This is a genomic window from Pseudomonas spartinae, assembly GCF_965197125.1.
In the GTDB taxonomy this organism is placed as follows: domain Bacteria; phylum Pseudomonadota; class Gammaproteobacteria; order Pseudomonadales; family Pseudomonadaceae; genus Aquipseudomonas; species Aquipseudomonas composti_A.
Genome location: NZ_CBDAMB010000008.1, coordinates 153,696 through 166,444 on the forward strand (window position 1 = coordinate 153,696; position 12,749 = coordinate 166,444).

General features: G+C 65.7%; 12 protein-coding genes and 2 riboswitches. Of the genes, 9 read left to right on the top strand and 3 right to left on the bottom strand.

Annotated features, from left to right (window positions below; all coding sequences use genetic code 11):
* From ACN8M7_RS17960 to mmsB, 5 genes are all read left to right on the top strand, one after another.
* Positions 1–1,164, top strand: coding sequence for an isobutyryl-CoA dehydrogenase (locus tag ACN8M7_RS17960; protein WP_061242887.1), 1,164 nt, complete (start codon positions 1–3; stop codon positions 1,162–1,164).
* 83 nt (positions 1,165–1,247) lie between these two features.
* Complete coding sequence (locus ACN8M7_RS17965; RefSeq protein ID WP_061242884.1) at positions 1,248–2,066, top strand: enoyl-CoA hydratase; 819 nt, start codon at positions 1,248–1,250, stop codon at positions 2,064–2,066.
* Between the two features lie 101 nt (positions 2,067–2,167).
* The gene (dspII, locus tag ACN8M7_RS17970; protein ID WP_490261659.1) at positions 2,168–3,271 is read left to right on the top strand and encodes an enoyl-CoA hydratase/isomerase DspII; all 1,104 of its coding nucleotides are present in this window, start codon (positions 2,168–2,170) and stop codon (positions 3,269–3,271) included.
* 92 nt (positions 3,272–3,363) lie between these two features.
* Positions 3,364–4,200 carry an isocitrate lyase/PEP mutase family protein gene (locus ACN8M7_RS17975; RefSeq protein ID WP_490261660.1) on the top strand — a complete coding sequence of 279 codons (837 nt, stop codon included), beginning with the start codon at positions 3,364–3,366 and terminating at the stop codon, positions 4,198–4,200.
* Between the two features lie 134 nt (positions 4,201–4,334).
* On the top strand, positions 4,335–5,219 hold the full coding sequence (mmsB, locus tag ACN8M7_RS17980) for a 3-hydroxyisobutyrate dehydrogenase (protein WP_061242875.1): 885 nt from the start codon (positions 4,335–4,337) through the stop codon (positions 5,217–5,219).
* 83 nt (positions 5,220–5,302) lie between these two features.
* Here mmsB and ACN8M7_RS17985 read toward each other — a convergent pair whose 3' ends face one another.
* Positions 5,303–5,551 (bottom strand): DUF1145 domain-containing protein, encoded by a 249-nt coding sequence (locus ACN8M7_RS17985; protein WP_231740211.1) that lies wholly within the window; start codon positions 5,549–5,551, stop codon positions 5,303–5,305.
* 77 nt (positions 5,552–5,628) lie between these two features.
* The gene (locus ACN8M7_RS17990; RefSeq protein ID WP_490261661.1) at positions 5,629–7,416 is read right to left on the bottom strand and encodes an alkyl/aryl-sulfatase; all 1,788 of its coding nucleotides are present in this window, start codon (positions 7,414–7,416) and stop codon (positions 5,629–5,631) included.
* A 96-nt stretch (positions 7,417–7,512) separates the two neighbouring features.
* Between ACN8M7_RS17990 and ACN8M7_RS17995 the strand changes: the two genes are divergently transcribed.
* Positions 7,513–8,433 (top strand): LysR family transcriptional regulator, encoded by a 921-nt coding sequence (locus tag ACN8M7_RS17995; RefSeq protein ID WP_490261662.1) that lies wholly within the window; start codon positions 7,513–7,515, stop codon positions 8,431–8,433.
* An 8-nt stretch (positions 8,434–8,441) separates the two neighbouring features.
* Here ACN8M7_RS17995 and ACN8M7_RS18000 read toward each other — a convergent pair whose 3' ends face one another.
* Positions 8,442–8,882 carry a hypothetical protein gene (locus ACN8M7_RS18000; RefSeq protein WP_490261663.1) on the bottom strand — a complete coding sequence of 147 codons (441 nt, stop codon included), beginning with the start codon at positions 8,880–8,882 and terminating at the stop codon, positions 8,442–8,444.
* Positions 8,883–9,115: 233 nt separating this feature from the next.
* A riboswitch (guanidine-I (ykkC/yxkD leader) is annotated at positions 9,116–9,233 on the top strand.
* Positions 9,234–9,285: 52 nt separating this feature from the next.
* Between ACN8M7_RS18000 and ACN8M7_RS18005 the strand changes: the two genes are divergently transcribed.
* The 3 genes from ACN8M7_RS18005 to ACN8M7_RS18015 all read left to right on the top strand — a co-directional run bounded on the left by ACN8M7_RS18005 (position 9,286) and on the right by ACN8M7_RS18015 (position 12,493).
* Positions 9,286–10,347 carry a putative urea ABC transporter substrate-binding protein gene (locus ACN8M7_RS18005; protein WP_490261664.1) on the top strand — a complete coding sequence of 354 codons (1,062 nt, stop codon included), beginning with the start codon at positions 9,286–9,288 and terminating at the stop codon, positions 10,345–10,347.
* A gap of 173 nt (positions 10,348–10,520) precedes the next feature.
* A riboswitch (guanidine-I (ykkC/yxkD leader) is annotated at positions 10,521–10,621 on the top strand.
* 199 nt (positions 10,622–10,820) lie between these two features.
* Positions 10,821–11,636: an ABC transporter permease gene (locus ACN8M7_RS18010; protein ID WP_061242866.1), complete on the top strand. Its 816-nt coding sequence runs from the start codon at positions 10,821–10,823 to the stop codon at positions 11,634–11,636.
* A gap of 41 nt (positions 11,637–11,677) precedes the next feature.
* Positions 11,678–12,493 carry an ABC transporter ATP-binding protein gene (locus tag ACN8M7_RS18015; protein ID WP_490261738.1) on the top strand — a complete coding sequence of 272 codons (816 nt, stop codon included), beginning with the start codon at positions 11,678–11,680 and terminating at the stop codon, positions 12,491–12,493.
* The last annotated feature ends 256 nt before the right edge of the window (positions 12,494–12,749 follow it).

Here is a 12,749-nt window from a genome sequence, read left to right on the forward strand (position 1 = left end):
ATGGACTTCGAACTCAGTGATGAGCAACGCCTGCTAACCGACAGTTCCCGCGCCTTCGCCGCGCGGGAACTGGCACCACACGCCGCCGACTGGGACCGCGACCACCACTTCCCCGTCGAGGTAATCCGCCGCGCCGCCGAACAGGGCTACCTGGCCCTGTACATCGCCGAGGAGGACGGCGGCCTGGGGCTGTCGCGGCTCTCCAGCGCACTGATCTTCGAACAACTGGCGGCCGGCTGCGTGGCCACCACCGCCTACCTGAGCATCCACAACATGGCCACCTGGATGCTCGCCAGCTTCGCTGACCAGGCGCTGAAAGACGCCTGGCTACCGGGGCTGATCAGCGGCCAGTCACTGGCGTCCTACTGCCTGACCGAGCCGGACGCCGGCTCCGATGCGGCCAACCTGCGCACCCGCGCACGCCGCGATGGCGACGACTACGTGATCGACGGCAGCAAGTGCTTCATCTCCGGTGCCGGCAGTACCGATGTGCTGATCGTCATGGCGCGCAGTGGCGAGGATGGTGCCAAGGGCATCTCCTGCTTCCTGGTGCCAGCCGATGCCCCCGGTGTGCGCTATGGCCGCAACGAGGACAAGATGGGCTGGAAGGCGCAGCCGACCCGCACCATCACCTTCGAGGGCGTCCGTATTCCTGCCAGCCATCGTATCGGCCCGGAAGGCGAAGGCTTCGTCTATGCCATGAAAGGCCTCGATGGCGGCCGCCTCAATATTGCCAGTTGCTCGCTCGGCGCAGCCCAGGCAGCGCTGGAGCAGAGCCTGCGCTACGTCGAGGAGCGCAAGCAGTTCGGCAAAGCGCTCAGCCAGTTCCAGGCCCTGCAGTTCAAGCTGGCCGACATGCTCACCGACCTCACTGCCAGCCGGCAGATGGTGCGCCTGGCCGCACACAAGCTCGATCACGACCACGCTGAAGCCAGCCTGTATTGCGCCATGGCCAAGCGCTTCGCCACCGACCACTGCTTCACGGTATGCAACGAAGCCCTGCAACTTCATGGTGGCTATGGCTATCTCAACGACTATCCACTGGAGCGTTGGGTGCGCGACGCTCGCGTGCACCAGATCCTGGAAGGCACCAACGAAATCATGCGGGTGATCGTCGCCCGCCGCCTGCTCCTGCAGGGCGGCATGCTCGATCGCCTGCTCTGACCATTTAATGCCCTCTCCCCACGCGGGCCGCCCCGCCCCTCTCCCGTGAATGGAAAAGGGGCGATGATCGACGAGGAATCGCTATGAGCACTGCACTGGAAACCTACAAATCCGGCATCTTCGACCTGACCCACAAGCTCACCGTGGAGAAGCATGGCCACACCGCGCTGATCACCATCAACCACCCACCAGCCAACACCTGGGATCGCGACTCGCTGATCGGCCTCAAGCAGGTGATCGAGCACCTCAACCGTGACGACGAGGTGTACGCGCTGGTGGTGACCGGCCAGGGGCCGAAGTTCTTCAGCGCCGGCGCCGACCTGAACATGTTCGCCGATGGCGACAAGGCCCGCGCCCGCGAGATGGCGCGGCGCTTTGGCGAGGCCTTCGAGAGCCTGCGCGACTTCCGTGGTGTGTCCATCGCCGCAATCAACGGTTACGCCATGGGTGGCGGCCTGGAGTGCGCGCTGGCCTGCGATATCCGTATCGCCGAGCGCCAGGCGCAGATGGCCTTGCCGGAAGCATCCGTGGGCCTGTTGCCCTGCGCCGGCGGCACCCAGGCGCTGCCCTGGCTGGTGGGAGAAGGCTGGGCCAAGCGCATGATCCTCTGTGGCGAACGCATCGACGCCGACACCGCCCTGCGTATCGGCCTGGTCGAACAGGTGGTGGACACCGGCGAGGCACGCGGCACCGCCCTGCTGCTGGCATCCAAGGTGGCACGACAAAGCCCGGTGGCGGTACGCACCATCAAGCCGCTGATCCAGGGCGCGCGTCAGCGCGGCCCGAACACCTGGCTGCCGGAGGAGCGCGAGCGCTTCGTCGACCTGTTCGACGCCGACGACACCCGCGAAGGCGTTAACGCCTTCCTGGAAAAACGCGATCCGCAGTGGCGTAACAAATAAGTCCAGTGTCTGCATACCCAGGGTGGATGTCGCCTTTTACATCCACCCCAACCCACACGGTGGATGGATAAAGCGCCATCCACCCTACGCGGGAAAACCTCATGAACCTGCAATTCGAAGAACGCCAAAGCCTGCACGGCTACCGCATCGGCATCGCCAGCCTGGACGCCGAGAAAAGCCTCAACGCCCTGTCGCTGCCGATGATCGAGGCACTCGACGAGCGCCTGAAAGCCTGGGCCGAAGATCCGACCATCGCCTGCGTGATGCTGCGCGGTAACGGCCCCAAGGCCTTCTGCGCCGGCGGCGACGTGGTCCAGCTGGTGCACCAGTGTCGCGAACACCCCGGCGAGGTGCCGCCCCTGGCTAGCCGCTTCTTCGCCGACGAATACCGCCTCGACCATCGCATCCATACCTACCCCAAACCCTTCATCTGCTGGGCGCACGGCCATGTGCTGGGCGGCGGCATGGGCCTGATGCAGGGCGCCGGCATCCGCATCGTCACCCCGAGCAGCCGCTTGGGCATGCCGGAGATCAATATCGGCCTGTACCCGGATGTCGGCGGCAGCTGGTTCCTCGCCCGCCTGCCGGGTCGCCTGGGCCTGTTCCTCGGGCTCACCGCCGCCAGCATCAACGCCCGTGATGCGCTGGACCTGAACCTGGCCGATCGCTTCCTGCGTGACGACCAGCAAGGCGCGCTGCTCGACGGTCTGGTGCAACTGAACTGGCGCGAGCAGCCCGATGCCCAGTTGCACAGCCTGCTACGTGCGCTGGAAAGCGAGGCCCGCGCCGAACTGCCGGGCGCGCAGTGGCTGCCACGCCGCGAACGCATCGACGAGCTGCTCGACGTCGCCGACCTGCCGGCTGCCGTGACCAACCTCTGCGCCTTGCAGCACGACCAAGACACCCTGCTTGCCCGCGCCGCCAAGACCCTGGCCCACGGCTGCCCACTGACCACCCATCTGGTCTGGGAACAGATCCGCCGTGCGCGCCATCTGTCGCTGGCCGAAGTGTTCCGCATGGAATACGCCATGAGCCTGAACTGCTGCCGCCACCCGGAATTTCCCGAAGGCGTGCGCGCCCGCCTGATCGACAAGGACCAGACGCCGCATTGGCATTGGCCCGACGTGGCGGCGATTCCACAGGCCGTGATCGACGCGCATTTCGCCCCGGCCTGGGACGGCGAGCATCCGCTGGCGGATTTGTGATGCTTCCGGGCTCTGTAGCAGGGCTTTTGTGGGAGGGGCTTTAGCCGCAACCCGAGGAGCTACAGGCACGACACTTACCAAGGAGAGCTGGCATGGCCGATACACAACTGCAAAAAGCCCTGACCTTCCAGGCCCTGCACCGGCGCGAGCAACTGCTGGTGCTGCCCAACCCCTGGGATGCCGGCTCGGCGAAAATCCTTGCCACGCTGGGCTTCGAAGCCCTGGCCAGCACCAGCGCCGGCCTGGCCTTCAGCCTCGGGCGTGCCGACGGCGAAGGCCTGATCAGCCGTGAGGAGACTCTGGTCAACGCCCGCACCATCGTCGAAGCCACGTCCTTGCCCGTGGCCGCCGATCTGGAAAACGGCTTCGCCGACGAGCCACAAGGCTGCGCCGACACCCTGCTGCAGGCCGCGGCCTGCGGACTGGTCGGCGGCTCCATCGAGGATGCCAGTGGTAATCCGCAGGCGCCCATCTACCCGCTGGAGCTGGCCGTAGAACGCATCCGCGCCTCGGCGGCGGCCGCGCGCAGCCTACCCTTTCCCTTCACCCTCTGTGCCCGCGCGGAAAACTTCCTGCACGGGCGCGAAGACCTGGCCGACACCCTGCGCCGCCTGGAAGCCTATGCCGAGGCCGGCGCCGATGTGCTCTACGCCCCCGGCCTGAGCACCCGCGCGCAGATCGATGCCGTGGTGCGGGCCGTGGCGCCCAGGCCGGTCAACGTGCTGCTGGGGCTGTCGTCCTGCGCACTGACATTCGATGATCTCAATGAGCTGGGCGTGCGCCGCGTCAGCGTCGGCTCCAGCCTGGCACGCGCAGCCTTCGGCGGCTTTCTGCAGGCCGCACGCGTGCTGCAGCAGGGCGATGCCGGCTTCGCCAGGAACGCCGCCTCCTTCGCCGAACTCAACGAGATGTTCAAAACCGGGCAGTAATACTGGCCGTAGCCCGGATGCAATCCGGGAAATGGGTTGCACGCCCCCGGATTTCATCCGGGCTACGGATCTGTAGGAACCGTTCAAAACCGGGCAATGGCCCACGCTGCCAAAACAAGAAAAGGAGAACCGACATGACCCAGATCGCCTTCATTGGCCTTGGCCACATGGGCCTGCCCATGGCCCGCAACCTGCTCAAGGCGGGTTATCCGCTGAAAGTGTTCGACCTGGTACGCAGCGCTGTCGATACCCTGGCCAGCGAGGGGGCTCTGGCGGCATGCAGTGCCACCGACGCCATCGATCAGGCGCAGGTAGTGATCAGCATGCTGCCAGCCAGTCGCCACGTGGAGAGCCTTTATCTGGGCGAAGATGGTTTGCTCAGTCGATTGGCGGCCGGCACCCTGGTGATCGAGTGTTCCACCATCGCCCCGGAGTCCGCGCGCACGGTGCACGCCGCCGCTCGCGAGCGCGGCGTCGCCCTGCTGGATGCACCGGTATCCGGCGGTACTGGCGGCGCAGCGGCCGGCACCCTGACCTTCATGGTCGGCGGTGAGGCGCAGACTCTGGAACAGGCCCGACCGCTGCTCGCGGCCATGGGCAAGAACATCTTCCACGCCGGCCCGGATGGCGCCGGCCAGGTGGCCAAGGTGTGCAACAACCAGGTACTCGCTGTGCAGATGATCGCCACTGCCGAAGCCATGGCCATGGGCGTGGCCAATGGCCTGGATCCGGCCGTGCTGGCCGAGATCATGCGGCAGAGCTCCGGCGGCAACTGGACGCTGGAGAAGTACAACCCCTGGCCCGGGGTGATGGAGAGCGCACCGGCCTCGAAAGGTTACAGCGGCGGGTTCATGGCCGAGCTGATGGCCAAGGACCTCGGCCTGGCCCAGGAAACCGCCAGCCACAAAGGCAACAGCGCACCGATGGGCGCCCTGGCGCTGCAGCTCTACCGCCTGCTGCTCAAGCAGGGCAAGGGCAAACAGGACTTCTCGGTGGTGCAGCAGCTGTTCGTGGAATAACGCTGGGCAACAGCGCTGCGTGCCGGCAAGCCGGCTACGCCACGCGGCAACCCCGGCAGGGTCGTCACCTTTGGCATCAGCGCTCAGCGCAGGTGCTGCAGATGCAACATGCCGAACAACAGCACCTGCAGGCGCTGCCACCATTGCCCCGGCAACCCCTGCAGGCGCGTGCGAAACAGCAACAGCTCGCCGACATGTGCCAGCAGCACCAGCAGCGCCGCCCAGTTGACCCAGCCGCCAAGCGGCGTGGCGAAGGGATAGAACAGATTGAGCAGCGCCACCAGCCAGAACATGGCCAGGGCGCCCTTGGCGAAAGACAGCAGGTTCATCATGAGCCTCCGAGTGGATGAGCCCGAAGTGTGCCGGGCTGATCCGCAAGAGGCCGCCCCTCTTTCGACTGGCGCAAGTCCTAGCGCAAGGTCAGGCCAAATGCTTCGTCGCTGAAGTCGAAGCAGCTGAGGAAGCGACGAATCTCCAGCAGGTTGCCATCGACCTGCACATCACCGAGCAGCGCACCCTTGACCAGGCCACCTTCGCCAGTCAGCAGGGTTTCCATGAAGCGCTTGTCCATGCTCAGGCGCAAACCCGTACCCTCGGGAATGCCCTTGTGCAGTTGCGCGACACCGCGCCGGACCTCCAGCGCCCACTGTTCGTCCACATCGGGGAAGTTGAAACCCAGGGTCAGCTCGACATCACCGGCCTTGTCTGGATCGATACGGGTCACCCAGTTCTGCAGGAAGCTCTGCGGGGTGAAGCTGCGCACCATGTCCGGCGAGAGGAAGACCTTGCGCATCTCGATCGAGCGCTGGCTGATCTCGTCACCGTCGAGCTTGCCCTCCAGCTCCATGGCGCTCATCAGGTACCAGTTGCGCCAGTTGATGTTCATGCTGGCGTAGCCCAGCTTGCGGAAGCAGCGCGCCTTGATGTCGCGCGCCAGCTGGTCGTCGTGATCGACCCGGATGGCATAGCCGGCCAGCTCGGCGGCCCACTGGTAATCCCCCTTGAGGTAGGCGTTGCCGGCCTCCAGCAGCAGCTTCTCGCGCCCGCCCATCATGGCGATCAGGCGCTCGGCCTTCTGCCGTGGCGGCGTCGGGTCGAGGTCCACCGGGTCACCCTGGAACCAGCCCAGGTAGCCGTTGTAGATCTGCCGCACGCTGTGCTTCACCGTGCCGTAGTACTCGCGCAGGTAGGGCGTGTAGCCCGCCAGGTGCGGCGGCAGCTTGACCTTCTCCACCAGCTCGTCCGGCGTCAGCCCCTTGTTCATCCAGCGCACGGTCTGGTCATGGATGTAGGCGATGCCGTCGCGGGTCATGCGCAGCACTTCCTCCACCGCGTCCTGACCGCTGACCGGGCGACCATGCAGCGGCACCATGTAGTCGGCCCGGTAGGCGCGCAGCTTGTCCAGGCTGTCGACCCACTGCACCGGATCGCGGAACTTGGTGCCACGCAAGGTGTGGATATTCGGCAGCGTCGGCCCCTGATCGACCTCGGCGCTGATCAGCACGCGATTGGCCGGCAGGTAGAGCACGATCTCGTCCGGCGCCTCGCTGGGGACATGCAGGAACTGCACGTCGAGCCCGGCGATGGTGGTGTCGAGCCTGTCCGCGAAGGTCACCGTCGGGGCGATGAAGGTGGAAGGCTCCGGGGTGACCCGCGGGCCGATACCGCCGTTCATGTCCTGCTCGTCCTGCGCCTCGAGGAAGGAACCGAAACTGTAGGCCGAGCGCACACCGAGAATCGGCCCGACCAGCGCGCCCTGGGCCACGACGTTGGCCAGCAGGGTGTCATGGGCGTAGATCTGCACGTCGCCGGACTCGACCTGCTCGCGCGTGACGAACGCCTGCACGCCATTGATATGGTCCGGATGGAAGTGGGTGTAGACCACCGCCTTCACCGGCTTGTCGGTGATCTTGCGAAACTCGGCCATGATCTTGCGCGACTCGCTGACCGACTCGCCGGTGTCGACGATGATCAGCCCCTCCGGCGCCTCGATCATCACCACGTTGCCAAGCTGCCAGCCCACGGCGGAATAGACGTTGTCGGCGACGCGGTAGATCTGCTGGGCGAAGACCTTGGTGTGGGCCGCCAGCTCGGCATTGATGCTCGGTTCGATGCGCTCGGCCGGCAGCTCGGCATAGGCGCTCAAGGGCAGGGAGGCGGCCAGCAGCAGGCCGCTCAAGCGAAAGAATGTGCTCATGGCGATGGACGTCTTGTTGTTGGAGTGCTGGCAGGTTGGCAAAGCCTGTTCGATAATTCCAATGCATTCGAATAAGCAAGTTGATGCACAACGCACATGAACGATCTACGCCAGCTTCGCCACTTCGTCGCGCTCGCCGAGCACCAGCACTTCGCCCGTGCCGCTGCCGCCGTGCACCTCAGCCAACCCGCCCTGAGCCGCAGCATCCAGGCCCTGGAGAGCCAGCTCGGCTGCACCCTGGTGGATCGCCACAACCGTGGCGTCACCCTCACCGCCCATGGCCGGCTGGTGCTGGAGCATGCCCGGCGCCTGCTGGCCGGCAGCCTGGCATTGAGCAATGCGGTCAATCAGCTGGGCAACCTGCAGGCCGGTGAGCTGCGCCTGGGCGCTGGCCCCTACCCCGCCGCCAGGCTGGTACCGCAGGCGCTCGGTCAGTTGCTGCAGCGCTATCCGCGCGTGCAGGTGAAACTGAACATCGGCAACTGGCTGGAGCTGCGCGACGCGCTGCTGGAGTCGACCATCGAGCTGTTCGTCGCCGACATCCGCGAACTGCAAGGCGATGCGCAACTGCACATCGAGCCGCTACGGGTGCATCACGGCGTGCTGTTCTGCCGTCCGGCGCACCCCCTGCTGCAACGGCGCGAGCTGAGACTCGGCGACCTGCTCGACTTCCCCCTGGCCGGCACGCAGTTGCCGCACGTGGTCGAGCGCAGCCTGAGCAGTGCCAGCGGCCGTCTGCAGCCGCTGAGCGTGGAGTGCGACAATTTTCTGGTGCTCAAGCGCCTGGTCGCGGGCAGCGACGTACTGAGCATGGCGCCCTGGGATGTGATTGCCGAAGAAGTTCGCAGCGGCCAGCTGTGCCTGCTACCCATGCAGGCGGAGGGGCTGCACCAGCACTCGGCCTATGGCCTGGTCAGCCGCGCCGGCCACAGCCTGTCGCCAGCGGCGCAAGCCATGGTCGAGGCGATTCGTCGGGTAGATGAACAAACGCCGCGTGCTGAACACGCGGCGGATTGAGCCGAGGCTTACCAGCGGCGCTCGTTGCTGCGCCGCGGCTGGTCATGACTGCGCCCGCTGGAAAAGCGCTGCTGCGTGCTGCGGCCGGTTTCCCAGCCGCGCTGAACCTGCCCGCCGCGATACTCCTGACGGCGCTGGTCTCGGCGATAGTCGTGCCGCGGCTGGGCATCACGTTTGTAGCCTTCGCGATAGCGCTGCTCGTGTCCGTAGTGGTAACGCGGCGGCGGCGCCGGCACGTAGCGCGGAGGGGCGGAGTAATAGCTATGCCGGCGATCCTCATAGTAGTAGCGCGGCGTCACGTAGACGGGCGGCGAGTAGTAATCACGCCGGTAACCGTCGTAATAACGATAGCCATGACCGTTGTGATAACTACGGTCGTAGCCATCGCCATAGACGGCACAACCGGAAAGCAGCAAGAACAGCGCGGACAACAGCATCTTGTAGGGCATGGCGGCCTCCTGTGACCGCTGGGACGACGCCGACCGATGTCGGCCTCCGGGATGGTGATCCCTGACTCATCAGACAGCGCCGCCCACAACAGGTGCGATTCACTTCGTCGGCTGTGACCGACGGCGCAAAACCACGAGAGCACAGGACCATTGCCATGTCGCTGGCATGGCATTCGCTTACTGAGCGCAGCGGAAAGCCGATCCACGCCCAGGATCGTCAGTGTTAGCGAATCGCAATGGCCGACTAGGGTTCCGGCTCGCCGTAGGGCGAGTGGCTGGTCCGAGAGTCGGCGACCTCATGCAGCGGCCGGAAGTCGCGGGGTTACACGGCGGGACAAAAGCCCGGGAGAACGCGCAGCACGGCTGCCGGCTTTCCAGCTTTCGTCCATAACCCGAGGTATCCATGTCCATTCGCTCCCTGCTCACCGTCCTGCTCTGCGCCTGCCTGCTCGGCGCTCCGACAGCCCAGGCCGCCCCCAAAACCTTCAAGTTGTGCTGGTCGATATTCGCCGGCTGGATGCCCTGGGGCTACGCCGCCGAGCAAGGCATCGTGAAGAAGTGGGCAGACAAGTATGGAATTGACATTCAGGTGCAGGAAGTGCCGGATTACGTCGCTTCCATCGAGCGCTACAGCGCGGGTCAGTTCGACGCCTGCACCATCACCAACATGGACGCCCTGACCATCCCCGCCGCTGCCGGCACGGACAGCACCGCGCTGATCATCGGCGACTTCTCCAATGGAGCCGACGGTTTGCTGCTGCGCGGCAACGGCAAAAGCATCCGCGACCTCAAGGGCAAGACCGTGCTGCTGGTAGAGAACTCGGTGTCCCATTACCTGCTCAGCCGCGCACTGGAATGGGCACTGCTGGAGGAAAGCGACGTGACCATCCAGCATGTCTCCGACACCGAGATCGCCGACGCCTTTCTCTCCGGCCAGGGCGATGCGGTGATCACCTGGAACCCGATCCTCTCGCAAATCCAGCGCAAGGCGCAGGTCAGCATGGTGTTCAACTCCAACCGCATCCCCGGCGAGATACTCGACCTCACCGTGGTCAACAGCCAGACCCTGGCCCAGCACCCCGAGTTCGGCCGGGCGCTGACCGGTGCCTGGTTCGAGACCCAGCGCCTGCTTGGCCTGCCGACAGCTGCCGGGCGCGCAGCCCGAGCCCGCATGGCCGCCGCTGCGGACACCAGCCCCGAGGACTTCGAGGAACAGCTGGTCACCCTGCGCTCGTTCTATTCGCCACGCTCGGCCCTCAACTTCGCCCGCACCGGCAAGCTGCCGGACACGATGCGACGCGTCGCCCACTTTGCCGATGCTCATGGCCTGCTGGGCAAGCGTGGCCAGGGCCTGACCAACCTGGGTATCGAGTTCAGCGGTGAAAAGACCATTGGCAGCCCGCAGCGCATCCTGCTGCGCTTCAACCACGCCTACATGCAGCTGGCCGCCGACGGCGCCCTGTAGCGCCCCAGCAGGCAGCACGCCACCCACACCACGCACCAGCACGGCGCACGGCGCCAGCGACGAACCGCAGCGCAGCGCCAAGCGCTGCACCTTGCGGCGCATGGCACGATGTTCGCTAAGAATCTCTGGTGCAGGAACACCCCGGCTCACCGGGATCGCGGCACCACAATTTGCCAATAGCCGGCTAGGGTTCCGGCTCGCCACGCGCGAGCGACTGGTCCGAGAGCTAGCGACCTCCAGCGAGGTTACACGGCGGGACAAAAGCCCGGGAGAACGCGCCCCATCCGTGGGGAACCGCCGCGAACTCCTGTCCGCCCCTGTCAAACTGGAGGTTCACCATGGGTACGCCCCACTCGCAACAGCGGCAGCCAGCCGCCTACCAGAACGGCCAGACGCCCGTGCGCCTGGCCTCTTGCGCCCTCTTCGCACGCTAGCCGCGCACGCATCCGCCCAAGGCCCGACGAGGACTCCCCATGCGCCTGATCAACCGCCACCCGGATCGCAGCGGCCGCCTGCTGCTGATCCTGCTGCCCTTCGCGCTGCTGCTGTTCGTCTACTTCAGCGCCTCGACCAGCCGCCTGGCCGAGAACCCCAATGACAAGCTGCTGCCCAGCGCCAGTCAGATGGTCGATGCCATCGACCGCCTGGCCTTCAGCGAAGACAAACGCAGCGGCCAGTACCTGTTCTGGCAGGACACCGCTTCCAGCCTGCAGCGCCTGGCCCTCGGCATCGGCATCGCCGCGCTGTTGGGCCTGGTGCTGGGTATCGCCGCCGGCAGCGTGCCGCTGTTCGGCGCGCCCTTGTCACCGCTGCTCACGGTGCTGTCGATGATTCCGCCGCTGGCCATCCTGCCGATCCTGTTCATCGTCTTCGGCCTCGGCGAGCTGTCCAAGGTCATGCTAATCGTCATCGGCATCACCCCCTGCATCGCCCGCGACATCGAGCAACGCGCGCGCGAGATTCCCGGCGAACTGCTGATCAAAGCGCAGACCCTGGGCGCCAATTCCTGGACGCTGATCCTGCGCCTGGTGCTGCCGCAACTGATGCCGCGCCTGCTGATCTCGCTGCGCCTGATGCTTGGCTCGGCCTGGCTGTTCCTGATCGCCGCCGAGGCCATCGCCTCGACCGACGGCCTCGGTTACCGAATCTTTCTGGTACGTCGTTACATGGCCATGGACGTGATCCTGCCCTACGTCCTGTGGATCACCCTGCTGGCCTGGCTGATGGATCTGGGCCTGCGCCAGGTGCTACGCCTGTGCTTCCCCTGGCATGAAGGAGGCAAGGCATGACCCTGTTCAGCCAACACGTCGTCCCGCTGAGTGAACCTGCCATGACTGACTCAAGCGCCGCCGCACGCGGCACCTCGAATGCCGCCTTTATCGAGGCGCGCAACCTGTGGCAGGAATACGGCGATCTGGTCGTGCTCGAAGGCCTCAACCTCAAGGTCAACGAAGGTGAGTTCTGCACCCTGGTCGGCGCCTCCGGCTGCGGCAAATCCACCTTCCTGCGCATGCTGCTCGGCCAGGAACGCCCGAGCCGTGGCGAGCTGCTGCTGAGCGGCCAAGTGCTGCCCAACGAGCCCGACCCGAGCCGTGGCGTGGTGTTTCAGCGCTACTCGGTGTTCCCCCACCTGAGCGTGCTGGACAACGTCGCCCTGGGCCTGGAGCTGCCGAAATCCAAGCTGCTGGGCCGGCTGTTCGGCGCGGCCAAGCGCGAAGCGCGCGAGCGCGCTGCCGAAATCCTCAGCAAGGTCGGCCTCGGCCATGCCCTGAACAAATACCCCAGCGCACTTTCCGGCGGCATGCAGCAACGCCTGGCCATCGCCCAGGCGCTGGTGATGCAACCGCGCATGCTGCTGCTCGACGAGCCCTTCGGCGCCCTCGACCCCGGCATCCGCAAGGACATGCACGCGCTGCTGCTGGAGCTGTGGCAGGAAACCCGCCTGACGGTGTTCATGGTCACCCATGACCTGTCCGAAGGTTTCAGCCTTGGCACCCGCCTGCTGGTATTCGACAAGGTACGCATTGATCCGCAGGCGCCCAACGCCTATGGCGCGCGGATCACCTACGACATTCCGCTCAACGCCGCACGCCGCGCGCAGGCGCAATTGCCCAGCGAAGTGGCCGAGCGTATTGCCGCACGCTGATCGTCCGCCCCGAAGACGTTGCCGATCAACTCAACACCGTAGCCCGGATGAAATCCGGGGGAATAACCGGCACATTGTCCCCGGATTGCATCCGGGCTACGGACCAGAGATGTAGCGTATTTCGGCGCATCACTTCTGCAGCCACAGCCTCGCGGCTACGACTGCATGGATGCAGGAGGTAGAGCGAAGCAGGATGCCCGAGCCGAAAGCCCCTCCCACGAATCGTGGCGGACCCCGCCCCGTGGGAGGCGCTTCA

What these genes read in the sequence shown, in the direction of transcription:
- ACN8M7_RS17995 (WP_490261662.1), top strand. Translation starts at nt 7,513, where the DNA reads ATGAACGATCTACGCCAGCTTCGCCACTTCGTCGCGCTCGCCGAGCAC.
- ACN8M7_RS18015 (WP_490261738.1), top strand. Translation starts at nt 11,678, where the DNA reads ATGACTGACTCAAGCGCCGCCGCACGCGGCACCTCGAATGCCGCCTTT.
- ACN8M7_RS17960 (WP_061242887.1), top strand. Translation starts at nt 1, where the DNA reads ATGGACTTCGAACTCAGTGATGAGCAACGCCTGCTAACCGACAGTTCC.
- ACN8M7_RS17965 (WP_061242884.1), top strand. Translation starts at nt 1,248, where the DNA reads ATGAGCACTGCACTGGAAACCTACAAATCCGGCATCTTCGACCTGACC.
- dspII (WP_490261659.1), top strand. Translation starts at nt 2,168, where the DNA reads ATGAACCTGCAATTCGAAGAACGCCAAAGCCTGCACGGCTACCGCATC.
- ACN8M7_RS18000 (WP_490261663.1), bottom strand. Translation starts at nt 8,882, where the DNA reads ATGCCCTACAAGATGCTGTTGTCCGCGCTGTTCTTGCTGCTTTCCGGT.
- ACN8M7_RS17985 (WP_231740211.1), bottom strand. Translation starts at nt 5,551, where the DNA reads ATGATGAACCTGCTGTCTTTCGCCAAGGGCGCCCTGGCCATGTTCTGG.
- ACN8M7_RS18010 (WP_061242866.1), top strand. Translation starts at nt 10,821, where the DNA reads ATGCGCCTGATCAACCGCCACCCGGATCGCAGCGGCCGCCTGCTGCTG.
- ACN8M7_RS17990 (WP_490261661.1), bottom strand. Translation starts at nt 7,416, where the DNA reads ATGAGCACATTCTTTCGCTTGAGCGGCCTGCTGCTGGCCGCCTCCCTG.
- ACN8M7_RS18005 (WP_490261664.1), top strand. Translation starts at nt 9,286, where the DNA reads ATGTCCATTCGCTCCCTGCTCACCGTCCTGCTCTGCGCCTGCCTGCTC.
- ACN8M7_RS17975 (WP_490261660.1), top strand. Translation starts at nt 3,364, where the DNA reads ATGGCCGATACACAACTGCAAAAAGCCCTGACCTTCCAGGCCCTGCAC.
- mmsB (WP_061242875.1), top strand. Translation starts at nt 4,335, where the DNA reads ATGACCCAGATCGCCTTCATTGGCCTTGGCCACATGGGCCTGCCCATG.